The sequence below is a fragment of the Candidatus Saccharimonadales bacterium genome, assembly GCA_035945435.1.
Lineage (GTDB): Bacteria > Patescibacteriota > Saccharimonadia > Saccharimonadales > DASZAF01 > DASZAF01.
The window spans coordinates 49593-74777 of sequence record DASZAF010000024.1; the positions used below are offsets into that span (position 1 = coordinate 49593).

21 protein-coding genes and 1 tRNA gene are annotated in these 25185 nt (G+C 51.4%); 5 read left to right on the forward strand and 17 right to left on the reverse strand.

All coding sequences use genetic code 11. The features are described 5' to 3' along the window. Window positions 1-4 precede the first annotated feature (4 nt). From VGS28_03455 to VGS28_03495, 9 genes are all read right to left on the reverse strand, one after another. Complete coding sequence (locus VGS28_03455) at window positions 5-484, reverse strand: prepilin-type N-terminal cleavage/methylation domain-containing protein (GenBank protein HEV2412837.1); 480 nt, start codon at window positions 482-484, stop codon at window positions 5-7. Continuing rightward, the gene (locus VGS28_03460; GenBank protein HEV2412838.1) at window positions 484-3201 is read right to left on the reverse strand and encodes a PQQ-binding-like beta-propeller repeat protein; all 2718 of its coding nucleotides are present in this window, start codon (window positions 3199-3201) and stop codon (window positions 484-486) included. The genes VGS28_03455 and VGS28_03460 overlap by 1 nt, the downstream gene beginning before the upstream one ends. Continuing rightward, window positions 3198-3719: a hypothetical protein gene (locus tag VGS28_03465; GenBank protein ID HEV2412839.1), complete on the reverse strand. Its 522-nt coding sequence runs from the start codon at window positions 3717-3719 to the stop codon at window positions 3198-3200. Before VGS28_03465 ends, VGS28_03460 begins: the two co-directional genes overlap by 4 nt. 59 nt (window positions 3720-3778) lie before the next feature. Beyond that, the gene (locus tag VGS28_03470) at window positions 3779-4372 is read right to left on the reverse strand and encodes a hypothetical protein (GenBank protein HEV2412840.1); all 594 of its coding nucleotides are present in this window, start codon (window positions 4370-4372) and stop codon (window positions 3779-3781) included. Between the two features lie 10 nt (window positions 4373-4382). Next, window positions 4383-8432, reverse strand: coding sequence for a fibronectin type III domain-containing protein (locus VGS28_03475; protein ID HEV2412841.1), 4050 nt, complete (start codon window positions 8430-8432; stop codon window positions 4383-4385). A 134-nt stretch (window positions 8433-8566) separates the two neighbouring features. Further along, a complete protein-coding gene (locus VGS28_03480) occupies window positions 8567-9004 on the reverse strand; it encodes a DUF4396 domain-containing protein (protein HEV2412842.1) in 438 nt (145 codons plus the stop codon). A gap of 50 nt (window positions 9005-9054) precedes the next feature. Continuing rightward, window positions 9055-10224, reverse strand: a complete 1170-nt coding sequence (locus VGS28_03485) for an MFS transporter (GenBank protein ID HEV2412843.1) — start codon at window positions 10222-10224, stop codon at window positions 9055-9057. A 197-nt stretch (window positions 10225-10421) separates the two neighbouring features. After that, the gene (locus VGS28_03490; protein ID HEV2412844.1) at window positions 10422-10934 is read right to left on the reverse strand and encodes a hypothetical protein; all 513 of its coding nucleotides are present in this window, start codon (window positions 10932-10934) and stop codon (window positions 10422-10424) included. A gap of 39 nt (window positions 10935-10973) precedes the next feature. Continuing rightward, on the reverse strand, window positions 10974-13541 hold the full coding sequence (locus VGS28_03495; GenBank protein HEV2412845.1) for a glycosyl hydrolase family 28-related protein: 2568 nt from the start codon (window positions 13539-13541) through the stop codon (window positions 10974-10976). A 142-nt stretch (window positions 13542-13683) separates the two neighbouring features. On the opposite strand from VGS28_03495, the gene VGS28_03500 reads away from it, so the two are divergent. Together VGS28_03500 and VGS28_03505 are read left to right on the forward strand one after the other, a co-directional pair. After that, a complete protein-coding gene (locus VGS28_03500; GenBank protein HEV2412846.1) occupies window positions 13684-14358 on the forward strand; it encodes a hypothetical protein in 675 nt (224 codons plus the stop codon). 38 nt (window positions 14359-14396) lie between these two features. Further along, window positions 14397-15308: a hypothetical protein gene (locus VGS28_03505; GenBank protein HEV2412847.1), complete on the forward strand. Its 912-nt coding sequence runs from the start codon at window positions 14397-14399 to the stop codon at window positions 15306-15308. 48 nt (window positions 15309-15356) lie between these two features. Here the strand turns inward: VGS28_03505 and VGS28_03510 are convergent, their stop codons facing one another. The 6 genes from VGS28_03510 to umuD form a co-directional block, all read right to left on the reverse strand. Beyond that, complete coding sequence (locus VGS28_03510) at window positions 15357-16778, reverse strand: cellulase family glycosylhydrolase (protein ID HEV2412848.1); 1422 nt, start codon at window positions 16776-16778, stop codon at window positions 15357-15359. A gap of 84 nt (window positions 16779-16862) precedes the next feature. Beyond that, window positions 16863-17987, reverse strand: a complete 1125-nt coding sequence (locus VGS28_03515; protein HEV2412849.1) for an alpha/beta hydrolase — start codon at window positions 17985-17987, stop codon at window positions 16863-16865. Between the two features lie 291 nt (window positions 17988-18278). After that, window positions 18279-18893 carry a hypothetical protein gene (locus VGS28_03520; GenBank protein ID HEV2412850.1) on the reverse strand — a complete coding sequence of 205 codons (615 nt, stop codon included), beginning with the start codon at window positions 18891-18893 and terminating at the stop codon, window positions 18279-18281. A gap of 95 nt (window positions 18894-18988) precedes the next feature. Next, window positions 18989-19063, reverse strand: a tRNA-Glu gene (locus VGS28_03525). Window positions 19064-19108: 45 nt separating this feature from the next. Next, on the reverse strand, window positions 19109-20446 hold the full coding sequence (locus VGS28_03530) for a Y-family DNA polymerase (GenBank protein HEV2412851.1): 1338 nt from the start codon (window positions 20444-20446) through the stop codon (window positions 19109-19111). Beyond that, on the reverse strand, window positions 20424-20834 hold the full coding sequence (gene umuD / locus VGS28_03535) for a translesion error-prone DNA polymerase V autoproteolytic subunit (protein ID HEV2412852.1): 411 nt from the start codon (window positions 20832-20834) through the stop codon (window positions 20424-20426). The genes VGS28_03530 and umuD overlap by 23 nt, the downstream gene beginning before the upstream one ends. Window positions 20835-20897: 63 nt before the next feature. Between umuD and VGS28_03540 the strand changes: the two genes are divergently transcribed. After that, window positions 20898-21110 (forward strand): hypothetical protein, encoded by a 213-nt coding sequence (locus VGS28_03540; GenBank protein ID HEV2412853.1) that lies wholly within the window; start codon window positions 20898-20900, stop codon window positions 21108-21110. Here the strand turns inward: VGS28_03540 and VGS28_03545 are convergent. Beyond that, complete coding sequence (locus VGS28_03545; protein HEV2412854.1) at window positions 21103-23253, reverse strand: ATP-binding protein; 2151 nt, start codon at window positions 23251-23253, stop codon at window positions 21103-21105. The two genes, VGS28_03540 and VGS28_03545, sit on opposite strands and share 8 nt — an antisense overlap. Window positions 23254-23293: 40 nt before the next feature. Beyond that, window positions 23294-24028: a hypothetical protein gene (locus VGS28_03550; GenBank protein ID HEV2412855.1), complete on the reverse strand. Its 735-nt coding sequence runs from the start codon at window positions 24026-24028 to the stop codon at window positions 23294-23296. Window positions 24029-24214: 186 nt separating this feature from the next. Here VGS28_03550 and VGS28_03555 point away from each other — a divergent pair, with 186 nt between their 5' ends. Next, window positions 24215-24838 (forward strand): 1-acyl-sn-glycerol-3-phosphate acyltransferase, encoded by a 624-nt coding sequence (locus tag VGS28_03555; protein ID HEV2412856.1) that lies wholly within the window; start codon window positions 24215-24217, stop codon window positions 24836-24838. Window positions 24839-24850: 12 nt separating this feature from the next. Further along, a partial coding sequence (locus tag VGS28_03560; protein HEV2412857.1) for a response regulator occupies window positions 24851-25185 on the forward strand: 335 nt, incomplete at its 3' end.

Sequence of the window (25185 nt, forward strand, 5' to 3'; positions counted from 1 at the left end):
TCTGCTAATTGGCAGCTTTAAAGTAGTAGTTGGTTGATCCTTCCAGCGTGAAGCTGTTTACGTCGAGTTGGTGAGCATAGACTAACACCCTGGCACCAACGTGCGTATTGGTGAGATTCAGGGTGCCCCAAGGTTTGGTCACATAGATGTTGCCATGTACGACATCAACCGTAGCGTTACCAACTTTAATACTGCACCCAACATCGCCGATAGGCAGACCCGGGCTCGTGCATCCGTTTGCTGTTACGAGGCCGCTGAAGTGACAGCCCTGAGCATAGTTATTCTGTTGCCGTTTAATCGTCTGAGCATCTGTGCCACAGATCGCGCTTGTCTGCTTAGTTGTAACGGGCTTGGGCGTGGTAACAGGCGTCTTATGATGATGCTTGTAAAAGAGATAGCCAGCGACGCCTAACACGACCACTATGGCTACTACCAAGATCACTTCAATAACCGAAAAACCTCGGGCCGACGATCTCCTACCCATCAGTATATCTGCCCACTTCCTGCCCAACTCGGGGAGCCTATGCCTGGACCTCTCAAACTCGAGGCACCGTAGAACGAGCTGCCATTACTGCTCAGACCGTAGATTGTCCCGTTCGGTAAGTACCAGTAAAGCCCATCCTTAGAGGTGCCACTACCCCACTGCCCTACCCCCATCCACGATGGTGAGCTATAGCCGCTGACACTGCCCGTGGTAACCAGACCTGGCCCTTCGAAGGTATAGAGCGTCCCGCTATTGTACCAAGCCAGAGCGTCTCTGAACCCACTGCCGCTGAAGTTGCCGACACCGGCCCAGACGGGAGCTCCGATGCCAGGTCCGCGGACAGCGACGGCGCCGGTAAACGTTGAACCGTTCGATGGTAAGGCGTAAATAGTGCTGGTTGTGCCGAGATACCAATAAAGATCGTCCTTGCCGTCGTGATTGTAGTCACCAACGCCCGCCCATGTGGGCTGGCTGTATCCGCTTATCGCTGCCTTGGTGCCTAGCCCGGGACCAGCAAAAAGATAGAGTGTGCTGCCACTGTACCAAGCGATACTATCGTCCTGGCCATCACCCGTGAAGTTCCCGACACAGGCCCACGTTGGGGCACCAATACCCGGGCCACGAACCCGTATTGCATTTGCAAGGTTGCCACCGGTGATGTAATAGATCGAAGTCGTGTTGGCGTCGTACCAGAAGATACCGTCTTTGCTTGCACCACCGTACTGTCCGACACCGGCCCAACCCGGCAGGCTGTAACCAGAAGCAACCGTGGCAGCCGTTCCAAAACCGGGCGTTGAAAAACCATAGAGAGACTGGCCGCTATACCAAACCAGACTGTTTCCTGCCCCTGCGGGAGTGGTGCATGAGAGAGAGGATGCGCCCCCAGTTGTACTCGGATTGATACTGGCACTCTGGCCGCCCTCGAGATTGTTGGTATCATAGGCACTAACCGTATAGGTGTAGGCCGTACCGGATGTTAAGCCGTTGTCCGTATAGGTCAGGTTCGTTGCCCCCGAGACAGACCCAACTTGACTGCCATTTCGATAGATCTTGTAGCCCCCGACACCCGGGCCATTTGCGTCCGTCGCTTGGTTCCATGATAGGCTGATCGAATTATTAGTCTCACTTGTGGCCTGCAGACCAGACGGATCGGTCGGTGGGATGACCGTTGCGCCTGGTACGTAAAGGGCGATCAGGTGACCGCTAAGATCCGGGGTATAGAGTACGCCATTGACAACCACCGGTGACGCCCAGTGCATGCTGATACCAACGCTTATGGAGCTACTGTTGAAGAGGGTGGCGCCAGTTGTTGGGTTGAGGGCCAGGATGCTGCTGCCGGCATCGAGGTAGAGAACATTGTTGGCGATGAACGGCGACGAGCTGGAACCGATGTTTTCCGCATACTGCTGGACAAGTTGCGAGGTGCCGGACGTTGTCACTAGTTTGTAGGCGTAGAGATCGCTCGATTCATCAGTCACGAAGACCCACGTATTATTGCTACCGTCAACCCAGACGGCTGGCTGTTCGTGGACCTCATCCGAGATAGTGATCGTCTGAAGCTCTCCGCCTGTATGGCCGGGGCCACTTTGGCCAGACAGGTTCGCCCGATTGAGTAGGCGAACGATGTGGTCCTTGCCAGCCTGGACCAGCATGTAGGGGGTATTCGAGCTGTTCTGCGTCGGCAGTATGGCGGGAGCGGTGCTCCCGAGGTCTGCATCTCCACTCTGCAAGCTAGCGTAAGTCGAAGGCGTATATGAGTCGACGATCTGGCTAAGATCGGGTTTCAGTTCGATGAGACTATCCCCCCACTCATGGCCGCCACTGTTCGCGTCGTAGAGACCATTGCCAGTCGCCACAAAGATATTGCCGGTTACTGGGTCGACTTTGACGCCCGGTCTAGCCCAGATACCCGATTGGATATTAGCGCAGTAGTTTGAATCGCCTGAGTTGGCATCTTCCAGTTGGGTAATGTTAGAGCATTCTGAATTCCAGACCGTCTCTGTGCCGTTGGACAGCTTGACGGCTATGACGTGACCGACATAGTGACCGTAGTCGCCGTCGTTACCGCTGGTCGTCATATACAGATAGCCGCCGGCGATGTTGATGCTGGCAGAACCTTTCTCGATGTTATTAGCGAGGAGGGTCACTTGAGCCGGGAAACCGTTACCGGTTACTTCTGTGCCAGTTCCGATGTTGTATTTGTGGATATAGCCGTCTATGGCGTAGGCGTATACGTAGTTGCCGGACGGATCGATAGCCGGAGCTGATTTTGTCCCCTGCCCGTTCCAGTTGGCTGATGAGGGATCGGCCTCCCAGATCTTCGTCCCGTTCCAGGCGTTATAGGCGATAAGATTGCCTTTTTCGGTGTTGACGAAGACGAGATCCATCACTCCTTCGGGGGTACTGACATTAGGTTGCTCGACGATGGCGTTGTCGGCATCGATCGGCAGACTTGACGACCACAGCTCGGCCATACTATGGACGTTCGACTGAGTTATAGCGGACTCGTTATAGTTGGTACCTGGATCATCTGCCCCGCCGTCAAAGACCTGCCAGGCAACGTCGCCGTTTAGGGCCTTGGCTACGCCTGGGCGAAAGCGGCCCTGATTCAGAACGAAGAATTTGACGCCGAATGAACCGACAAAGAGAGCAAGGGCGACCAGAAAGATGGCTACCGATAGCTTGCTACTGCGAATCTCTTCCCAAATACGGTTCACGATACCTTAAACCTCACGATATTCTCTTTAGCAAGATAGTCTGTGTGGGTGTCCTGAGAGTTGATGATCAACGAACCTGTGTAGACTCCTGGAGGCAGGCCAGCAGGCAAGGCGTAAGAGTAGGTAGTAGTCGTGGGCTTGCCAGCTTTAAAGCTTACCGGATTGATCATCGGGCTCTTCCAGACTTGCTTGCCTTTCGGACTCGTTATCCATGCTTCAAAGTAAGCTGAAATGGTCGTATTTGATGTGGCGCTCACCGTAATCGTCTGTGTATCGCCAGGTGCTAAGGTCGAACGACCGAATGTTTCAGTGCCCGAAAAGACCGGCAGCGCCTGTGAGAAGCTCGGTTTGCTCGACCAGAAGTCGAGATTTAATGGTCGTCCGGTAAGGGCGAAGTAGGCTGAACCGCTGTATCTCTCCAGGTTATAACCGGCAATCACCAACAGGAGTATCGAGAGTAAGATCAGAACTCTCGAGGCAGATAATCTAGTTCCCCTCTTATTTTCTTTTTCTGCCATAACTACGGCTATTGTAAGTCATTTGACTTAGTTCTCAAAAGTTTGCTCGTTAGCTATGCTCAGGTAGATGGGAAGATAAACTGCCAGCCGCTACTGACGTGATGAAATGTGAAATCCAGCACTTTTGTGGCCGACGCGTTCACAAAGTCCATCGTTATGTCTGAACTATCTCCTGTATCACCACTCATGTGAAAGGGTCCGTACTGCTGGGCGTAGGTAAGGAAGTAGTTAATGTAATCATTCCGGGTCATATAAGTAACGATCCCGTTCTGACTGACCTTAAAAGTCTGGATAGCCAGCTTATCAGAGATTCCGCTACAGACTCCGGTCGAATCGGCCGCAGCTCCACAGGTAATCGGTGTAGCGACCTGATGTTCAAGAATATCTGAAAAGTCGTTCATGCCGACGTAATGCACGAACAGGTTCTGTGTCTGACAGAAAGATGCCCCAGGGGCCGAACAGTGAACGGCTGGTGTCGAAGGAGGCGATAAGGGTCGTGAAATAGTGTTTTTCGGTGAAGGTGTTATAGAACTTGGTTGAACGATATAGGTGATTACGAGTATAAGTGCGACGGCAAGAACGACAATTGCCATCGTCCATCTAACATAGCGCGATAAGCTCTTCTGCTTTTTCCTATACTTCTTTACTGCCATATGCCGACTCTTAGTATATCTGCCCAGTCCCTGCCCACTCAGGGGCGCCAACACCGGGGCCTCGTAGGGTCGCAGCCCCGTAGAACGCACTGCCGTCACTACTAAGACCGTAAACCGTACCGTTAGACAGATACCAGTAAAGACCGTCTTTCGATGTGTTGTTACTCCACTGGCCCACGCCCATCCATTCGGGCGGGCTGTAGCCACTGACCGCACCTGACGTGTTCAGCCCAGGACCCTCAAAGGTATAAAGTGTAGATCCGTCATACCATGCTAGAGCGTCCCGATAGCCATTGCCGCTGAAGTTACCGATGCCAGCCCAAGTCGGTGATCCGATGCCTGGTCCCCTGACCTGAGCGGCTCCATTGAAGCTCGAACCATTCGAGGTCATGACGTAGATCGTTCCGGTGCTGCCGAGATACCAATAAAGATCATCCTTGCCGTCATGGTTATAGTCGCCGACGCCAGCCCATGCAGGCGAGCTGTAACCGGTGATCGCGGTTTTGGTAGCCAGTCCGGGGCCTGCCAAAAGATAGAGCGTCCCGCCGCTATACCAGGCGATACTGTCGTCTCGACCGTCACCAGTAAAGTCTCCGACACAGGCCCACGTCGGAGCGCCGATGCCAGGTCCGCGGACAGCTTGGGCATTGGCGAAACTGCTGCCGTTAATATAGTAGATCGTCGTCGTATTTGGGTCGTACCAGAAGATGCCGTTCTTGCTGCCGCTATACTGTCCGACACCGGCCCAACTGGGGAGGCTGTAGCCAGACGATACCGTCGAAGCTGTGTTATAACCGGTTAGCCCGGAAAAGCCAAAGAGCGCCGTGCCGTCATACCAGGCCAGGCTGTTGCCGGTACCCGAAGGAGACGTACAGGAGAGGACGGATGAGAGCGGCGTAGTGACGTTGACCGTCGACGACGCATTAGAGACAGTCGGCTGGGGTGAGGCCGAATCGTAGGCGATGACGACATAACTGTACTGGGTGCCAGCAGTCAGGCCTGTATCGTTGTAGTTTGTGGTGCCAGCGCCCAGTGACGTAACCAGAACACCGTTACGGTAGAGGTAGTAACCGCCGAGCCCTGGGCCCCCCGCGTCAGTGCTGGCTGACCATGAGACGTTTACGCTCGTTGGCCCATTGGCTGTGGCGGTGACGTTCGAGGGGGTCGAAGGCGGTGTGGCGTTAGACGAAGTAGAACCTTGATCTTGCTGCCAGTCAGACTGCCACGTAGAGAAGTTGGTGGTGCAGGCCGTAGCCGTCAGGCTCTTGCCAGTCGCCGGGTCGTCTGGCATGACCAGGCCACCTCCGTTACAGTTCCCATAGATAAAGTCTGACCAGCTCCATGGACCGTAATAAGTGTTATTGGACCATACATCGTTATCTGCCGCCATACCATTGCCCGCTGGAACGCCCGGCGGGCTGGAAAGCGCGTTCAAGTTATTAAGCGGGTCTGAGGTGCAACCTGAGTCCCATGTCGGACAGGTAGTGAATGAGGAACTGCTTACCATAGCATTTGCAGTGAGTTGTGAAAGAAATGGCGCTTCACCGCCTACTTGGTAGGCCATAAAGTTTGTGCCACAGAAGTCGGTATTACTAGACCTACAGGCCGTCGAAGTCCCTCCGCCCGTCAGCGGCGCGCTACTGGCAATCACCGATGGTTGGAAGACGAACGTGTTACCGGTAACCGTGATGTCTTTGGCTTCCCATTGGCAGCCATCCCAGTACGAGAGGGCTGGAGTGGAGGGGGCCATCGGGCTCGACGGCGTAGCGGTGCTGGTGGCGTATAGCTGGCAGGTACCGGCGTTGCTGACTTCCGTCCCGGAAGATTCATTCGATGACAGTGATGGTGTTATCGAGAGGTTACAGTCGTTAGCGTAACAGGTCTCAGCTGTAACTTTGTATGGTTGAACCTGCTGGATAGGGCCGGACAAGGTGCCCGTACCTCGTACCAGCGAGACGCCGGTGAAGGTACCGGCCGTCGTGTTAGTGTATGAGAGGATAGCCCCCGTCCAGCTGCCTTTGCCGTCACTCCAGGCAGCTGAGGTACCGACACGTAACTGTCCAGAAGAGGGGAAGCCGCTTGTACTCGCGTTAATGGTGCCCGACCCACTAAAGGTCGTTACGCTTGTGGTGTCAGTAGTGGTCGTTGAGGTAGGATCGGCAAAACCGATCTGATCGTCGATTGCCTCAGTGCCGACGACTTCGACCGTGGAACTACCAGAAGAGGCGGACTGAGCCACTGTGGTCGTGCCCCCATGGGCCGTATCCCCGGTATGTGAGAAGTAATACTGCCCGCCACCGGCTGTCGTTGCTGTATTCGGAAAACCTCCAGAGCAGTACGGCGCATCATCTGGCCAGCCTTCACCAGAGTTTTCGCATGACCGGCCGCCGGCCTGCCAGATATCTATACCCTGCCAATCGTTGACAAAGTAGTTGCTGCTGATGGAGATAGAGTTCTCATAGCGACTGCCAGGAACCTGGGCGCCGCCTGACGTGTTGATGTTAATAGCTCCGTTACAGTTGTTATTTCCACCACATCCTCCGGTGCCACTGCCCCAGCCGCCATCCTCGAAAAGGTTGCCAGTTACGTCAAGATTGAAACCCGTCTCACTCGCGATCGACGAGGTATAGCTCATATTAAAGAAGTTGCCCTGGATCAAGGTGCCCGAGTTGCCGTTATCTAACCAGACTGGTGTGCCGCCGACCGGAGAGTCGTTGATGAATGAGTTGTCCACAATGTTGGCATTGAGTGTCCCCCACCACTTTCCACCGCCGCTACAGCCACAACCCGGATCGGGCTCATAGTTGGATTCATAGATCTCGTTGTAGTCAAAAGTGTTATTGGTCCCAAAGGCATTAATGCCGTAGTCACCCATCCTCGAGAGACAGTTGTACTCGATGGTACCCTGATCGCCGCCATATAACGCCACCCCATCGCCAGGAGTAGGTGTCCCCTGGGCATTCATATACCCATCGTGAATATCGTTATGCGTAATCGTCCAGCCGGTACCCGTATAGATGGTCCCCGTGGTGTTATGCGAGTCATGAGCTATATTGAGGTATGACACCGTCACACTGCCGGCTGGCGCGTTGTAATAGATAGGGGTATTGGCTGCCACAGCTGAGTCCAAGCCGGCCACCCCGATCGTGTATCCCGATTCGTTGCCTGATACCGACGTTATGGTATAGGTATCACTGCCAATTACGATACTGGCATATTGGACCAACGGGATTGACGAGCTTGTCAGCGTGAGAGTGGTGCCTCCTTGCGAAGCGGAGGACGCGGCCTCTGCAAGCGGCTGCTCCACGTTGGCCCACACCTGACTGCCTGACGATTCCGTAGCCGTTAACGGAGAGCTGAGAGTAATGGATGTCCCTGAGGCAGTGGCAATACCGTAGGTTGAGCCGTCGGCGAAAGTTACCTTGCTGATGAAGCCGGGGATGGACGACGTAGTCGTAATAGTCGATGAGCCGGAGTTGGCGATCGCGGCCAAGGTGCTTGATCCGCCCGAGAAGTAGTGGCTGCCATTGCCGGCATCGATGCCATCCGCGTTCCCACCGTCATCAAATTGGGGTTCTCCGTAGCCATTGGCCGATCCACCAATAAATTCGTCGCCGCTGATAGACGCTAGGCCAAGAGGTCCATACGTTCCACCTTCAAAGAAGTAAAGAATCGGCGTCTCCGGAAAATCATAGGCGGGCTGGTTAGTGGTACTCCCGGGCGCAAAGATGGCAGCCGCTTCGGTTGTTGAAGCTTGGCTGGATATGTAAGAGGGCAGCGGTGGCAGGGTCGTACCGTAGCCCGGCAAGGCCTCATACTGAGCAACCGTATAGGTCTGCTCGCCTGAGCCTAGCGCGCTATAGGTCCACGGGCTCGTCAGATACTGAGACTGTTCGTTACAGATCTCATAATTCTCGCCCGCCACCTGATAATCGGCAATGTGAGCCTTCTTTAAGCCGTTATACATAAAGAAGCCGGCCGCGCACAGAACAGCCAGCACGGTTGCAATTGACAGAAACATCACGACCGAGCGGCGTACGCCAAACAGAGCGATCTTCATATGTGATGGACGTATGGTCACCCCTTGCAGGAAAGAATAACGGTGATTAGGTCGTTTCACTCAAGCCAACTACTTATGTTTATAGCTTCAGTATAGTGAAAGACGGTCAATCAGACAAAAGATGTAACATGCGGCTACTTCATGGCTGCATGCGCGAGCGCATGTTTGCTGATCATGTACCTGTTAACTGGCACCGTGATAATAAAAGCGATTAGCAGTGACAGAGCCAGACCCCACCAGAATCTTGGCTGGGTAGCTGTTACCAAGAGGGCGTTGGGGATAATTAGCTCGATTGTGTTATCAACAAGCTCCATGGTGGTAATCGAGACCGTGTCCGTCGCCACCGTTATCCTTATCGCCTCCTTGGCTGTCTTGGTCTGTTTTCGTACTCCTCTATATGTCAGTGAATAGCCAAAAGCAAAAGCAAGGACGATAGCCAGAGACAATCTCCCAATTCTGTGCCACCCAAGGAGAGAGGCGATTAGCATCCCGAGAATCTCACCAATACCGCAGCCGATCAAACAGTGAACAGTATGCTTGATGGCATGTTTGGTTGTCTCACTGATTTTCATGAACCCATTTTAGCAAAGACAGGCCTCAGTATGAGGCCTGTCCCTCTGGCTCACAACGTATCATGGGCGTGTTTTCTGTAGAGACCCCTGTACAAGAATACTGCCGGGATCGATACGACGATCAACACGAGCATTGTCCTTGCCGGACCGATGCCATCAGCCACTAAACCGACGCAGAAGGTTACTACGGCATAAAGCAGGTTGCCTCCGAGTGAGTTCAACGAACCCATGGTCGCACGCTGTTTGTCGGTAAACTCCTTTTGCATAAGGGTTTGGTTGGCAGTAACCCCCACACCATACGCGAACGCGTTACCTGATAGCATGATCGGTGAGATGACGTTCGGAAACCCTGCAAAGATCAGCCCGTCTGCTAGACCGAGCACCTGCTGGACAAACAGCGTCTTAAGCGCAGTGTATCTGTCGATAAGCTTACCGGCAAAGTGGAACCCTAGGAAGCCGAACGTGTTATCGAGCGCACGAGCAATACCCAGCGCCCAGTTTGGCCACAGCAGCGAGTTGAACGCGGGCTTAAAGTTATAGATAGCCTCCTGGACGGCAAAGTCGACGATATAGGCGATGCTGAGCTTACGAAGCTTGGCATTTCTTTTGAAACTTTTCAGTGCACCCTTCAGGTGGTTGTAGAGGTCGCTGGCGATCTCTTCGGTGTGTAGCCGTGGCTCCATAAACCCAAGGGCGATGAGCACGCAGATAGCTTGAGGAACGATGGAGGCGACCATGACAAACCTGAGCGACACCAGCGCAAGCACTGTTGCCACCAGGGCCGAAATACCCAAGCCAAGTTCAAACATGGCACTGACTTTGCCGTGCACCGTGGCGAATTCGTCCTCTCTATCTGCTGACTTGAGGGTGTCATAGAGTAAGGCGTCGTTATTACCACTGATCGACGCGCCGGCCAGACCATTGAAGAGCGCACCCAGCAGAAGGATTGGGAAAGAATGGGCAGACGCGTAGAGACTCAGTGCGATAACACTGGCTATTGAGCCAAGGATGACCGTCTTCTTTCGGCCGATCCGATCCGATAGGAAGCCCGTTGGCAACTGGAGTATTGAGTTAGAGACGGCGCTGATTGAGAAGACCGCCAGACCTAACGCATAGGAATGCGTGACATGCGCGAAATAGATAACGGCGATGGCACCGTATGGACGGAATTCGTAAAAGAAATTGTAGAAGCGAAGCAGGTTTGTATTTCTGCTAACCATAACTGTCTTCATAATACAGGAACTTTCTGCTCAGTTAAGAGCTCTAGTAGTTAGATGTTGTAGGAGAATGCGCAAAGACTATCCAAGATCACTTGGATTCTAGCGGCGCAGGTGCTTTTGCACCCCGCCCGGTTAGCAGGGTCTACGACTTTGCATGATTAGAAATACTCTAACATCTTATGGTTAGCTTGTCTATACTAAGAGGCCTCGCTCTGTTCCTGTCTTAGTGCGGCCCCGGATTGATCGGCGTCCCATGTCGTAGTTGATAATAGACTACGTACTCTCCTGTCGATTTCCGCGGCACCAGGCTCGAGAAGTCGAGGTGAGCCTCCTGCGAGAGGATAGTCTCGGTATGTGACTGAGAAATTATCGAGATAATCGCTTCTCTGTCCGTTTCCTCCGATGAGCACTTCATAGCGTATTGGATCGTTTGCAGTCGGTCGATCGAGCGGTGAGGTCATCCATACAGTCACAGGCCATCTGGAGTCGTGGCGACCGCGGCGTACATCGTGAACTTCAGCAAAGTCCTCGTCCACCTCTGCCGATCCGGTTATTACGCTCAACGATTCGGGCCCAGCTTCGCTGTTTAGCGCAGTTGAGGCCACTACATCCGCCTTATCTCTAAAGAGGCGCTTCAAGGCTTCTATGGTCGCCCCGCGTTCTTCTTCGGGGCTGCCTAACATGTGGACTGGCTCATGTTGTTCGGTCATATTTTAAGTAAGTATAGCAAAAAGTGAGTTGAGTATTAGCTAACTTACCGCAAACCAGATAGGTCCACCGCCTGAAGCAAAAGTTATAGACGTCGGCGGGGTTGCGCCTGCTCCGGTCCCGAGCTGCGCACTACGTTGTGCGCTACCCGTAGCACCAAAGTTAACCGCCGTAGGTCCTAGGGTCGGATCACCACGCAGAAAGCTGCAAGAAGTCCCATTGTAATAGACAGCTGCCCAGTATTTCCCAGGCGTTAAGGTAAGTGATTGGCCACTAGCAACCGTGAGGGTTACCGTATTGCTCCCCGCTCCGTTCAACCCGACACTCGCCCAATTAGAGCTTTGATCAGCGGTGTAACCAAGTAACGTGCCACTCGAATTATAGATTAGGCCGTAGCATTGTCCGGAGGTAAGGGCCGAACCCGCAGTTTGGACATACACATAGAATTTGCTTATTGTCGTCGACTGACGGATTTGAAAGGCGCTACCGCTGATAACGCCGGAGCCAGGGTTATAGCCTTGGTTCTGGAGCTGGAATGGGTCGCACGTCCAGGAAGCAAGACCGGAATCTGCTGGTTGCCATGAGCTATTAGTATTAACGGATGTAAGTTCAGCCCATGTCCCTGGACTTCCGGCAATTTTGCAGATCCAAATATTGGCGGTTTGGTCAATGATAAAGTCACCGACTGCAAACGTTCCCGAAGTAGGGGCACCCGAAGCCGTTGCACCTACATATCGGCTTGCAGCCGTTGCACCAGATAAACCAGAAGCTACAAAAGTCGGTGAGCTCATCGTTCCAGAGACGGTCAGACTGTCGTCGGTCTGGAGTAGCCCGGCAGAGTTTCTGTATAGATTCGTATCACCTGCGGCACTGCCCGACCCCCAAAGCAACTTACCATTTGAATCAATGATGAGTCTTTGCTGGGAGTCGGCGTTGACGTACACGCCAACCACTTTGTCTCCTGCCGCATTCGCTTGAAGCATCGCAGAAGGAACCGATGGCGTTGAAATCGAGTTGATTAAGGTAAGAATCGCCGCAGATGCTTGTCCTGATTGCAGCGTCAGTTTCCCATTCCAGCTGGGAGGGGCGGTATCAGTTCTCACGACTAGGGGCGGGAAATGGGTAAATAGATTCGAATTTGTCGTTCCGGAGCCGCCAAAATCGGTTAAGAAGTGCGGGACTCCCTGTCCAGTGCTGGCAAGATTTACCGGGTTCTGTACACCAACGTTGCCCAGAGCTACTACATTCGATTGGTACCTAGAGAGGTAGACGGACCCAGTGGCCGACCCACTCCAGTTGAGGTCATAGCAGTTTATACTGTTACTTGCACCTTGCCCGTTACTATCAAATGTGCACATGTTGAATCTAATATCCGACCCGCTACCTACGACTCTTGCCCCATCTGAGTAGTTATTGAAGAATCGGAAGTTCGTAAAGAAGCATTTGTGAGTACCGTCACTACCGCTGTTGCCTACTGTTAGGGCAGTCAGTCCTTGTTGGGCTTCGCCTTGGACAAAACGAATATCCGTTGGAGATCCGTTAGCCCCGTTCTGGATGGTAATAATTGAATTCGTTCCACTGCCGTTTGGGAAACAGCCGAGGTCCATGTTCGTAAAATAGTGACTTGCGCAGTTTCCAACGATATTAATTGTGGAGCCGCTCGACGCGTCACTTATGGCGGCATTGAAGTTGACGGCCGTAATGTCATAGCAGTCTTGAAATCGAAAGACATCAAGATTGGCAGAGTTACCTGTTGCCGCACCAATCTGCTGAAAGTTGATATCAGACAAAAAGTGCTGCGCCCCCCAGCCAACATTGGTATTGCTCTGGATATGAATACCCCCAGCACAATTGAGGCCGCTCAAGCTTCGAAGCATCGTGGCAAATCCGGCGTTCACACTCGTTGCCACCGACTCTATACACCAGCCGTTAATGTACTGGAAGAAGACGTTTGAGACACGACAGTTTCGCCCACCTTGCAGTAGTATGCCATCGGCCACTGGGTTATTAGTGATGGTCGACGAAGAACCTATAATTGATAAGTTTTCAATGCCACAGTAGCCTGCGGTAACTGATATTACTTCAGCGCCAGTAAAGGTTGGGCCAATAACGATTTTGGTGGCATTTGGCCCATCGCCAGATATCCGAAGCCCGGTGGTGCCGATTGTCAAAAGCGTACTGGCGTTAAACAAGTAACTTCCAGCTGGTAGGTATACTGTCTGTCCCTGTGATGCAGCAGCTAGAGCGCTTGCAATTGCCGATGAGTCGTCTGTAGTTCCGTTTCCTGTAGCTCCGTACTGTTTGACATTAATCCAATCAGTTGTGCCAACTAAGGTACTCCACCCAGCCGTACTGCCGTTGGTCGCAGTGAGCACCTGTCCACTACTCGGAGTTCCAGTAATAGCAACCCCGTTAATCTTTGTTACTGCAGGATTAGAGTAAGTCCCGGATAAATCACCAGCAGCTGAAGTCTCTTGTGTTATGACACCAGCACTCTGCAGCGCGCTCGGCAGGATTGTCCCATCTTGGTTCAAGGAAACTTCAAGAAAGTCATTGAGGATGGTCCCCCAATTTCCCGAATCTCCTCCAACATCAGGCAGTCTGGCCATGAGTATCAAAAACTCCCACGTTATCTGAAGCGGTTACGATTAAGTGTAGCATGGCGGGTAGTGGATAGAGGAGTGAGAAAGGTCATACGATAGGCGGACGAGCTGCCGTATACTGGTTATTTACTTTATAGTTAGACCCTAGATGTCCGAGAATCGTCTTACTCGTATATACGAATACCTCAAAGAGGCACAACTAAGTCTCGGTGTATGTGCGCTCATGGCAGTCACGAATGCACTGGACAGGTCAGGGGCAGGTATGATGGTATATGCGAATAGCCCTTTGTCCGAACAAGCCATACGCGCACTACCGTCTGCACTCCCAACGCCAGTGACAACCGGTAACTTGCCCGTCGATATTGCTATCCAGGCTGCTGAAACGTTTGTTACCGCTGAAGTTGCCCGAAGAACCAGCTCAGCCAAGCAACTTCTTGGCGGTGCGGTAGCCGCACAAGTCCTTAGTTGTAGCGTTGACGCCGCCGTCGAGCGAACAGGCTGGTTAAACGCTGCGGAAAGAATGCAACCTGACGTCGGATTCTCAGCAATCAGTGCTGCCTGGCTAACTAAGTTCTTTCTTGATCGCGCTGAGCGCGCTAAAACACCACTGCGAAAAGGGCTTTGGCGACTAGGTATGGCAGCTTACGCAGGCACTATCACTCTCGGATACTACTTTATGGACAGAGCGAGTGGTGGAAAGCTGGATTTAACCTCGCACGCCTCTGGCATTGCTGTAGGAGTAGCAATGCACGCGCTGGGGAAGCAGCCGGATAACCACGCCTATACTAGTGAACCTACAAACTCCATTGGGAATGGGGTCTAAGTATCCTAAAAGCGCAAGCGTTATAATACATTGCAGTCATGCAACGTAAACCCTTTCTTCAAATTACGAAACAAAAATTAAGGACTATCCTGGGTTGCCTATGGCTACTTGATGGTCTTCTACAGCTCCAACCCAAGATGTTCACTAGTGGTTTCGCAAACCAAGTACTGGCTCCTGCGGGCCAGGGACAACCATCATTTGTTCACAGTGGCGTTCACTTAGCGGTACATGCCGTCCTTATGCATCCCGCACTATTCGATGCCTGTTTTGCGCTCATCCAGCTCGCTTTAGGAGTGTTGATCTTGCGGAAGAAGACGATGAGATTTGGGCTTATTGGGTCGATCATATGGGGGTTGGCCGTCTGGTACTTCGGAGAAGGACTCGGTGGACTAGCGGGCGGACAGGCCATGCTGCTTACTGGAGCGCCTGGCGCTGCTCTACTCTATTCAATTCTGGCTCTTGGCATCCTACCCTCCTACGATAGGGACGAGCACGAGACTAATAGGCAGCCCTCGGATTGGCTCAACTATGTATGGTTAGCCGTTTGGGCAGGAGGAGCAGTGCTTCTTCTTTGGGCAAGTCAAGGTGCGAGCTCGATGGTTGCGTCCATGATCAAAAGCATGGCGAGTGGGACACCACATTGGCTTGCAAGTGTTGATACACATACAGGCAATTGGGTAGCAGCACAAGGTAACTGGTTGCTTTTCGCCTCAATGACAGTATTTGTAGCTATTGGGCTCACGGCAGTCATGTCACGCAAATGGAAAATTCTTGGAGTCTGTCTGGGCTGTATCCTATCTGCCACGTTCTGGGTCGTCGGACAGAGCCTCGGCGGATACTACACTGGTCTAGCGACTGATCCGAACTCAGGTCCCCTGCTCATACTGTTGGGTATTACTATCCTCGGGACGAATGAGATACGGCTGGGTCTGTTTAACAGCTCCCCCTAAACCTAGCCTTAGGTTAAGGGGGATAGAGGTATGAGATATTGAGGGAGTTTACCTAATGGGACTACTATATCTTTCCCAGAATTGGAGCATGAGCGAACCAGGGCCTTGCGCATCTGTGCCAGTGATAGCAGTTGCCGGGCAAGTGAACGGCACGGATGGGTTGAAGCTGGTTGGTGAAGTATAGGCTGTTTCACCAGTGATCATAATACCGTCACCCAATGTCCAACCACCTAGCCCAATGTTGTTAGCCGCCAACATATTAAACAATTCGGGCACCAAGGTCGGTGCATTTACATTGCAAGTGTCGGGTCCTTCGTGGACGCCAAATTCATCGTCAAAAACTGGGACACTCTGTGCAATGGTTGCCCAGTCGGTGGTCCAGTCGGCCGGGGTATCATACCCACTCTTGAGATATGTATGTATAACATATACGATGCCGCTACCAGACAACTCATAGCTGCCGAGTAAGGCAAGAGATTTGCCTCCAGTAACACCCTGTGCCAGTAGCAAGTTAGTGGCACCGGTTGCGCGAATGTCGTCCACTAGGGTCTGCATGCCAACGTAAGTGCCTTTGGGAATCGTGCCTCCGTTCCTCCAAAGATTCCAGAGATCAGCTTGTGTGCCACCTACGTCTGTGGTGTCGAGACTGGGCTCATTAAACATATCAAACCAAACGTGATCATCGTTTCCGTAGACACCGGCCATCGTTTCCCAAAACGTGACAGTATCTGCCTGGGGAGATTGCTGTTTGGTAGTGTACTCGTATTGAGCACTGATAATAACGTTCATACCGAGGCTCTCAGCATAACCGACCTCTTGCTCAATCGTTGACAAGTAGCCAGGTGTATCGTTATTTACCAAGTCAGGCTGAACTTGCATGCGGATGCTATTAACATGCCAGAAAGAAGCTGCCGCGTTCATCTTAGCTTCGTCGGTCTGCACGGTGCTACTCCAGTTGGCGGCGACGCCGGACAAACCAAAGAGCGTAATGTCTGATGGTAAATAAGGTTGGCCGTCTTCAAGTATCTGATTCCCCGAGGTTGTGTAGAGTGGAGGCGGTGCAGGTGCATCTACTTTTACTGTCACTGAAGACGCAGTTGTCCCGGCAGCACCAGTGCATCTTATAGCGTAGCTAGTCGTTGAGTTTGGTTTTACAACTTGCAAACCGTGCGTACTTGTTGAGGTTGTCCACTGCCCTGGGGAGGTCGCCTTACAGCTGGTGGTGTTCTTGCTGGTCCAAGTCAATGTATCACTCTGTCCATGATCGATCGACGGGGAAGAGGCCTTTGATAAGACAGTTGGCTTTGCCGAGATAGCCATACCTCTAAATAAAATTACACCGCCGATGATTGCGAGAACAGCTATAAAAAGCAGCAACTGGTAAAGCGGCAGTTCTCTTCGTTTGGCAAAATCTCTGAATCCTGGCAGTGGTAATACAATTTTCTTATTTAGATATTTGCCGAAAAACATATGTAGCACTTCTATTTTTGTAAGACCTCTGCCGAGTATTAAGTGTTGTAAACGTTTTGTCAATTACCTGACAGAGGATAGCGCCTAGATCGATTCCGCTCGTTTGCGCTTTTTCTGCAAGATATAATCACTAATCTCGCGGATTGCAGCAGCAGGATTGTCCCCAAAGCCATGACCCGTCCCCGGCCAGTCAGTCTCGATAAAATCTACTTGTGTCGGGTTGATGATAGCCTTTCGCAGATCAGCTGAACGAACTGCAGGGTCGGTTCTGCCACCAGCTATGGTGACACTCTGGCCATCAGTTAAAGGAATACTGGCGAGAGTCCTGTTCATATGCGCCCTCGCCATAGATTTCTGTTCCCTCCGCATAGAACGTAGAGACTGACGAGGCAACGGCGACGTCTGTGTTGTCTCTCCGCCAGGAACCTGACCATATTTCCAACGACGATGCGCGGTCCTGACACCTAAGCGTGCCGCACGAATATGCCTTCTAGTGTAACTTCTCTTATCTTGCCCTCCTGGGTGTAAGAGAAGTACATCCTCGAAATTAGGGGTCTCAGGAGTAGCCGCAAGACGGGCCATCGTTTCGACCGTACGTATCGCTCCTCTTGACAATCCGACAAGGTCAACTTTATCAACCCCCAAGTCGCTCAAGGATCTCAGTAGATCTTGCGCCTGAGAGTGATCGATATGTGGGACAGCGTCGGGCAACCCCACATCAATACGCTTGGTCCTAACACCCTTCTTTCTGGTAACATGACGAACACCTATAACTTCTCTCTGACCCGCCTTGGCAAAATAGGTTAAGTACTGCTCAAGATCTCTATCTTGTCCCATACCCTGGACAAAGAGAAGTGGTGCCAAGGGTTTATTGGTACTCGGATCGTTCCCGACTTTACCCGGGCTTATCGTAATAACTTCTCTATCAGGATATTCATACTTCCTTATGGAGGTCCAAGCATCGAGCGATCTTTCGACTACCGTGGGTCCGCTTGATAACTCGGTGCTTTGCGGTATTTCACGGCCATAGCGTACCCTGGCAGTTAGTCGGCCCAACTTTTCACCGGTTCGTTTTCGTCTCGCCAAGCGACCATCATCAGATCTCGTCTCTCCGTCAAGAGGATCGGTGTTGTTAATCGGAGACACCGTGGTTCTTTCAGTCTCGTCCGGTTCAATAGACGATATGGGTGGCAGCTCATCGACTTGCATTCTCTAGGAAGTATAGTTTGGCGGCGGTTGTTTGCACAAGACGAGCATTAGCTGGTTGGAAGGATGTACCTTTAACTCTTCAACATGCATCCAAGTAATTGGTGAACCACCTCAAGCCGAATTGAAACCGTATCTTATCTGAGATTAATGAGTGGCACGAAGCATTAAGGAAGTCGCCTCAAGAAGAGTACATCCCACCGAGAAATGGAATCACCACACCCTATCACAGCCACATCTAGTCTACACCGACTACGTCGAATAGTTGATAACAGATCAGCTAGCGAGCAACGGTTAAGATTTCTTAAAATAAGAGTTCGGAAGCTGGCCACAAATCTCCTGAATGTGATGATAGCGTGGCTCAAAGGCGACACGGGCCTCAGGTAGTACAATCTTATGTTCCCAGTCAAAGTTAGCCTTTTTGAGATTAAGAGCCATCATTTCTTCATAGCTTTTCCCAACGAAGTTCTTGTCTGTTTCATGGTGCCAAAAAATATATAAGAATGGGCCAGTAAGATGTGAACAACCATCAGCGGTGGATAGTATCCGGACCTCTATGGGAGCATCGTTTATATCCACCTCAGCGCATTTATCCATCAACTCTACATAATCAGCGGCACGATTAGCAAAACCTGACTCAAAGCCCAGCTCGATGAGCTTGTCCCGTCCAGCGTTCAGTAGCTTGCGCGAACGTTCATTGTGCCAGTCTAGAATCTTAGCGTAATCGTGTAGCCATACCATAACATGGATCAAATCCCGATCAGCGTCAGGGTGATGGTCCGCAAGCTCAAGAGCAAGACGCTCGACGACTCTTAGATGCCACTTAACAAACCACTTGTAGTGGAAGAACTTAGGATTAGAGCTGAGATCAGTAACATGCTCTATGAAACTTTGAATTCTTTCTTGCATGGACGGATTATACTACTAAATCACCTCCAGGATATACCCTGACTCATATGGCTCCGAAAGATCCAAGTTAAAAATCACAGAGGCAAAAGTGCTTATGGTGACCCCGAGGGGAATCGAACCCCTGTTGCCAGGATGAAAACCTGGTGTCCTAACCGCTAGACGACGGGGCCAGAACAGAGAGATTGTACCAGAAAACACCCCTTATATAAACCCTGTCAGGCCGGGCTGACCCTAGGTAGATCGGCCCAGCGCGTTGTATAAGCCGGACTCTTACGAAGAGCTTTTCTCCAAGGGCCAGCTTGCATCCGCTGCTGGGCTGCGTGCCAAACCAGCTCAGAATGATATTTCTCATTTATCGCATCGACTGTCTGCATGAGGCGTGTTCGTCGCTTATCTTCTAAGGGAGATTCATCGATCAGCCAGGAAAGTTGCTTGGCTCGTTCTGAGGATAAATCGAGAAGCATGACCCCTGCTCGTTTGTATGAGAAATCGGGGTCGTAGAGCGCGTCGAGCCCTTGAAGAGCGTATTTTATCAGAGTACCCGTGTCGCTAGTGGCCTGTAGTAACGGGACGACTGTTGTCACTCGCCTATAGGCCTCACTTTCGTTATGTTTGTCCCCGGCTAAGAACACGAGGACGGCCCCGCTTATCTGCCTCTGACGCCGTAACTTGTGGGCGGCTATTGCCGAAAAGGTGGCGATCCTTGCTTCCAATTCACTGTAAGCCCGGATCTTGTGGGGGAACGTACGAGTAACTGCCATCTGCTTCTGTGGCGCAGAATCATCTTCAATTTGATAGTGAGCTTCGCCCTGCAGCTCCTTGACCGTCCGCAGGCCTCGGATACTCATCGCCTGTCGAGCCCATTTTTCAGACGACAACGAAAGATCGTAAGCCGTCGAGAGACCACGATCACGAAGCATAGGCCCCAGACGCCAACCCACTCCCCAGATATCCTTTAGCTGAGTGCCCTTCAGAAGCTGGATCCGTCGCCCATCTGTCTCAGCTTCACCAAAGACTGCATCTGGTGCAATCGAGTATGCGCCGCCTAGTTCTGGATGATGCTTGGCCCATTCGGCGGCAGCTTTTGCAAGCGTCTTAGTCGGAGCTACACCAATTGAGACAGGCACACCCAACCAGTGTTTAATATGCCGGTGGAGTTCAAGCGCCCAGGCAGTATAGTCATCGATCAAAAGATTGCTGATTTCAAGAAATGACTCGTCAACCGAATAGACCTCTAGCTGTGGGGTGTAGGCTTCCAGTATGCGGACTGTCCGCTGGGAGAAGTCGCCATAGAGCTGGAAGTTGGCGGAAAAGAGAGTGACATCGGCTCGATCTAGCTCATTCTTAAATTTAAAGTACGGGGCAGCCATCGGGATGCCCATAGCTTTGACCTCGTTACTTCTGGCCACGATACAGCCATCATTGTTGCTCAGGACGGCAACTGGGCGGTTCCACAAATCAGGTCGAAAGACCTGCTCACAGCTGACGAAGAAGTTGTCACAGTCGACAAGCGCGAAGACCGGCTGCTTCCTAGCGGTACTGTTGGATGGCATGTGTCACAACTCCCCATATCTCCGACTCCCCTACCTCGCTCAGATCAATCGGTGAGAAATCTGGATTCTCGGCAACCAAGTAGGCCTTGCCATTATCTTTACGAAGACGCTTAAGCGTAAATTCGCCGTCAACCGCCGCCACCACGATATCCCCGTTTCGTGGCTCGAGTGACTTGTCAACGACAACGATATCCCCTGTCTTCAGACCAATACCGCTCATCGAGTCACCGTCCACCCGCAGGTAGAACGTAGCCACAGGGTGATGTATAACCAGCTGATTCAGATCGAGCGGTGTACCTGTCGCATCCTCTGCCGGATTGGGGAAACCTGCTTTGATAGGTAGTGAGATGAGAAGTGGCAGCGTCGGTGTACTCGGTTTGGATCTCATGTCCATATTATAGACTGTTTGGCCTGAGATGGTTCTGATGCTGTAGTAAACTTGTAAGTAGGTATGTCGCAGAGATCGAAAAAGAAACGACAGAAAACGTACCATGGAGTTGATGCTGCACCCGTCATGCATGTTCAAAGGTATGAGGTCGGCGATGAGTCGAAATCACAAGCTTGGTGGCGAGAAAATAAGAGAGCTGCTCTAGCCCGAAGTGCCCAGGTTATACTCGCTCTTCTAATCGCCTGGCTCGTCCTCAAGTTCCTGAACGTTATTTAGCAGGTTTCTTCTTGACAGGCATGGTGAAACCAAAGGTACTCCCAACTCCTACTTCACTTTCAAAGATGAGCGTACCACCTTCCAGATCGATAATCTTTTTAGCCATGAAGAGACCGATACCAGTACCATCAGGCCGTGCTTTCCTGGCGTTACTGGCCCGGTAGAATTTGGTAAAGAGGTGAGCCCGCTCGTTGACTGGCACACCTATACCGGTGTCCGTCACCTTGAATACAGCTTTGTTGTCTTCCGCATAGAGTTGGACGGTGATTGTGCCTCCTGATGGCGTGTAGTAGATGGCATTATCGATGAAGTTCATAATAACTTGCCTAATCTTTTCATCATCAAGGTAGAGATTCGGGAAGCTAGCAGGTTCCTCGTAGACGAGTGCAACTTTACGGTTTGCCGCAGTTGCCGTGAGCTGATCAATCTCGCCGGCAATAACAGATCGCAAATCAGTATTCTTTGGTTCAAGTACAAACTTACCGGTCTTTATTCGTGACACGTTTAAAAAGTCAGCAATCAGGAAGACCATTCGTTGAGAGCTGATGTACGCTTGGCGGAGTAGATGAGTCTGGTCGTGGTTCAGCTTACCTGCATCACCTTCCAGAACCATCGAGAGGTATCCCTTAACGGTAGTTAAAGGGGTACGAAGTTGGTGAGAAGCAAGTGACATAAATTCGTCTTTGGCTTCGTCTAGCTCACGTAACTTTTTGTTGGTCTGGCGTAACTCGGCTGTCGCTTGCTCCACTTTATCCTGCAAGGTCTTCGTGAACTGCTCTATCTCCTCAAAACGCAAAGCATTCTCAGTGGCCACAGCGATTTCGGCAGCTGCCGTGCGAACGAGGCTGATGTCCTGCGTGCTATACATATTGCCAGAGACTTTATCACCGAAGACAAGATATCCTAACCGTTCTTTTGACGTTGCAAGATGGGCAAGGACACTAACGTTCATTGTCTGCATGAGATTCATGGCCGGAGTAGTCTGGTCTTCTATCTCGTCTAGGACAAGGAGGTGCTGGCTGTACGATCTGAAGTGTTTTGGAATCTCAGCAGTCGTGTGCGGAGCGTGCCCCACAACGATAGTACGTACCTCGCCACTCTTTCGATCAACGACGATGATAGCGCCATATTGGGCCTTGAGGGCATGAGCCAGAAGGTGGAGTGAACGACCGGCCAGTGAATCGACCGAGGTCTCCCGTACCAACTGAGCGTTTATCTTATCGAGAACATCTTGGGTCTCGTAGGCATCCTGGTAGAATATCGCCTGAGTTACCTTGTCGAAGAAACGCTTCATCGGCTGGGTTATTAGCACCAGACCGATCGTAAACACGGTGACGATTGCTAGCTGCGTCAGAGTAAGTTTCGTATGGACACCGTAAAACGTAACCAGTGTAACCAGCAGACCATACATGAGGCTCATGCTCAACACAAGAGTCGCATAGCCAAGGAAACGTGTGATTAATCGTCGTACGTCAAAGAGGCGATGCTTGGCTATCGCATAGGTAACAGGTACTGCGAATAGGATAGTGGCGTACATCCCATAGTTAATATAAGTATTGCTATGTAAAAGTACGGGCAGGAATAGATTGGTGATTGAACCAAGTCCACCCAACAAGACAACGCCCAACAGGATGAACTTGATTCTCTCCCTGTTGACCCTGCGCTCTGAGCGCATCTTCCTGATCAGCACGTAGAGCGCATACCCGAAGTAGGTCAAAAAGTAGGCTATGAATATGTAATAAAGTGGTCCAGTCGTTGGGGTGGATAGACCGTTAGGGAAGGTGACTCCTGTTATAAACTCTGGCGCCCAGCTTATCCCCGTCACAATCAGTCCAACACAGACTATCAGAAAACGTATTCTTGCCGACAAGGGTCCTTTCTTGGGGAAATCAACGACGAATAACAGGAACGAGAGGAGGGCAATGCTAATGGAGAAGAAAGTAAATCTTGTCCAGAAAAGTGAGCTTGACTGCGAATACTCTGCGAGAGCATTTGCCTGCACCCAACCCGCTAGTGAGATACAGAGTACTGCAAAAAGCCTCTTGGCCCCAGAGTATGTGGCGCGACCAAGCACAATGATACCCAAGCCGATAAGCACGAGACAGACCAGCTCCGCACTGAATACCTCGAAGGCATTATGCATATGTTTATACTATCATGTGGCTGATCGGCTTCTGGGATACTCAGCCTTTGAGTGATTCGTATGCCTGTCGTTCCGCCCGGCTCAACGTCTCAGTGGGCAAACCGTGAAGAAGAAACTGAATTGCTCGCCGCCTCACTTTCGTCTCTGAGTGAGGCTCTTTACGAAGGGCCCTCTCGAGTTCCCTGAGTGAAGAGCCAACTTTCAAGATCGCCGGCACTACGTCTGCTCCCGGGTAAGCAGTTACGGGGCCCGCTTTCTGTATGGCTGGACCGAATAAGAGACGTAGTCTCTCGTACAAGCGCGGGTCACAGGCCATAAACCATATCTTGTCCCGTTCAACGAGAGAGTGGTGCCACATAGCCCTATAAAGCAACAACGGAGCAAAACTGCTCGCGTTGTACTGTTTGGCTAAGGCTGAGATTTCGACGCACTCCTCCGGTCTATGTTTGCTCAACATATGCTGAGCTCTTATGTAGAGATTGACATGTCCAACGATAGGAAAAGACGAGATGCCCTTTTTCTTATCTGCTCTGATCTGCCTCGCCGTTGCAACAATCTCTTTTGTGTGGCGGTCAATGACTACGAAGTACTGCGAATGGTGCGCATACGGATCAGCTTTCGAGCTTAGAACACCACCTTCGATATCGCTCGGCGCTACAAAGTTCCGCTTTAGATAAACCTCTGCCTGAAGACGCCTAGCGGATTCGATGTAGTCAGCTCTGTCAGTTCGAATAACCTCCAGGGTGTTATGTTCGTAGTCTTTAAACTGGAACATTACCCAGTAACGTGTAAGATCGCGAGTGCGGCGGATATTCTTAGCGACAAATCTATAGGACATTGCGTAACCGCTGTATTTCCTATACAATAACACATACCTAGCCTTATGTAAATACAGGCTAGCTGTCAATTATGTTAATATCCTAGTAGCGCCATCTTAAAGTATAAGCGTTAACGTTGTCAGATGGAACAGCCAATTAAACACTCCAACTCCCCCGATTACTGGCTTATTCTCTTGTGCCAATCCCTGGTGGCCTCCTTTATTCGCCACGTCGTTCTGAGGTTTACAAACTATACAATACGCATCGATAACGTAGAGCTTGACCGAAACAAGATCTATGTTATCGCGGCGAATCATCAGCATGGTGACGACCCATTCGTTGCGAACGCAGTGGCCCCCATTGCTGTGCGCAGCAAGCTTCTGCCGATCAAATTTATGACGAAGAACCGTTTCTATTTCACTTGGTGGCGACCCGCCGCATTTATGATGGGTTGCTTCCCGGCAAGACAGAAGGATGAAGGTCACGAACGATACGGTGTCGCTGAAGCCATCCGTGTCGGTAAACTCGGCTATAGAATCTGGATCTTTCCGGAAGGCAAGGTGACGAAGCCTGGCGAAGAACGGGCACACTCGGGCGTGAGCCGCATTCTAGAGGGTTTACCTGAAGCTGAACTTATTCTCTGTCACGTCAAATGGATCAATCGACGAGGTAACCGACGCCGTCTCCATGTCCGCTTTAAACTTGCGGATGAAACTATCGATCGAAACAATCCACAGCAGATACTTGATGCGATTTATAGTTTATAATGTAAAGGAATTATGAGCACACGCATTGCCATCATCGAAGACGATCCCGTGATCGCCCAGATGTACCGGATGAAGTTTGAGGCTGAGGGCTTTGAAGTTCAGACCGCCGAGAACGGCGCGGTAGGCGTCGAACTCGTCAAAGATATGCAGCCTGACGTCGCCTTGGTAGACATTCGCATGCCTGTTATGGACGGTCCGACTGCCATCAAGAAGATTCGCGAAATGAAAGGCAAAAACCCGATCATCATCGTCCTTACTAATGTTGGGGAAGAAGAGGCTCCTACGGAGTTAGGCAGACTAAACATCCACTCATACATCGTCAAAGCCGAGTCAACACCCAAAGAAGT

Bases quoted from the DNA above. Each gene is read 5' to 3' on its own strand.
- VGS28_03515 (HEV2412849.1), bottom strand. From the start codon at position 17,987: ATGCAAGTCGATGAGCTGCCACCCATATCGTCTATTGAACCGGACGAG.
- VGS28_03490 (HEV2412844.1), bottom strand. From the start codon at position 10,934: ATGACCGAACAACATGAGCCAGTCCACATGTTAGGCAGCCCCGAAGAA.
- VGS28_03545 (HEV2412854.1), bottom strand. From the start codon at position 23,253: ATGCATAATGCCTTCGAGGTATTCAGTGCGGAGCTGGTCTGTCTCGTG.
- VGS28_03540 (HEV2412853.1), top strand. From the start codon at position 20,898: ATGTCGCAGAGATCGAAAAAGAAACGACAGAAAACGTACCATGGAGTT.
- VGS28_03495 (HEV2412845.1), bottom strand. From the start codon at position 13,541: ATGGCCAGACTGCCTGATGTTGGAGGAGATTCGGGAAATTGGGGGACC.
- VGS28_03510 (HEV2412848.1), bottom strand. From the start codon at position 16,778: ATGTTTTTCGGCAAATATCTAAATAAGAAAATTGTATTACCACTGCCA.
- VGS28_03555 (HEV2412856.1), top strand. From the start codon at position 24,215: ATGGAACAGCCAATTAAACACTCCAACTCCCCCGATTACTGGCTTATT.
- VGS28_03465 (HEV2412839.1), bottom strand. From the start codon at position 3,719: ATGGCAGAAAAAGAAAATAAGAGGGGAACTAGATTATCTGCCTCGAGA.
- VGS28_03455 (HEV2412837.1), bottom strand. From the start codon at position 484: ATGGGTAGGAGATCGTCGGCCCGAGGTTTTTCGGTTATTGAAGTGATC.
- VGS28_03530 (HEV2412851.1), bottom strand. From the start codon at position 20,446: ATGCCATCCAACAGTACCGCTAGGAAGCAGCCGGTCTTCGCGCTTGTC.
- VGS28_03550 (HEV2412855.1), bottom strand. From the start codon at position 24,028: ATGTTCCAGTTTAAAGACTACGAACATAACACCCTGGAGGTTATTCGA.
- umuD (HEV2412852.1), bottom strand. From the start codon at position 20,834: ATGAGATCCAAACCGAGTACACCGACGCTGCCACTTCTCATCTCACTA.
- VGS28_03520 (HEV2412850.1), bottom strand. From the start codon at position 18,893: ATGCAAGAAAGAATTCAAAGTTTCATAGAGCATGTTACTGATCTCAGC.
- VGS28_03470 (HEV2412840.1), bottom strand. From the start codon at position 4,372: ATGGCAGTAAAGAAGTATAGGAAAAAGCAGAAGAGCTTATCGCGCTAT.
- VGS28_03485 (HEV2412843.1), bottom strand. From the start codon at position 10,224: ATGGTTAGCAGAAATACAAACCTGCTTCGCTTCTACAATTTCTTTTAC.
- VGS28_03500 (HEV2412846.1), top strand. From the start codon at position 13,684: ATGTCCGAGAATCGTCTTACTCGTATATACGAATACCTCAAAGAGGCA.
- VGS28_03505 (HEV2412847.1), top strand. From the start codon at position 14,397: ATGCAACGTAAACCCTTTCTTCAAATTACGAAACAAAAATTAAGGACT.
- VGS28_03475 (HEV2412841.1), bottom strand. From the start codon at position 8,432: ATGAAGATCGCTCTGTTTGGCGTACGCCGCTCGGTCGTGATGTTTCTG.
- VGS28_03480 (HEV2412842.1), bottom strand. From the start codon at position 9,004: ATGAAAATCAGTGAGACAACCAAACATGCCATCAAGCATACTGTTCAC.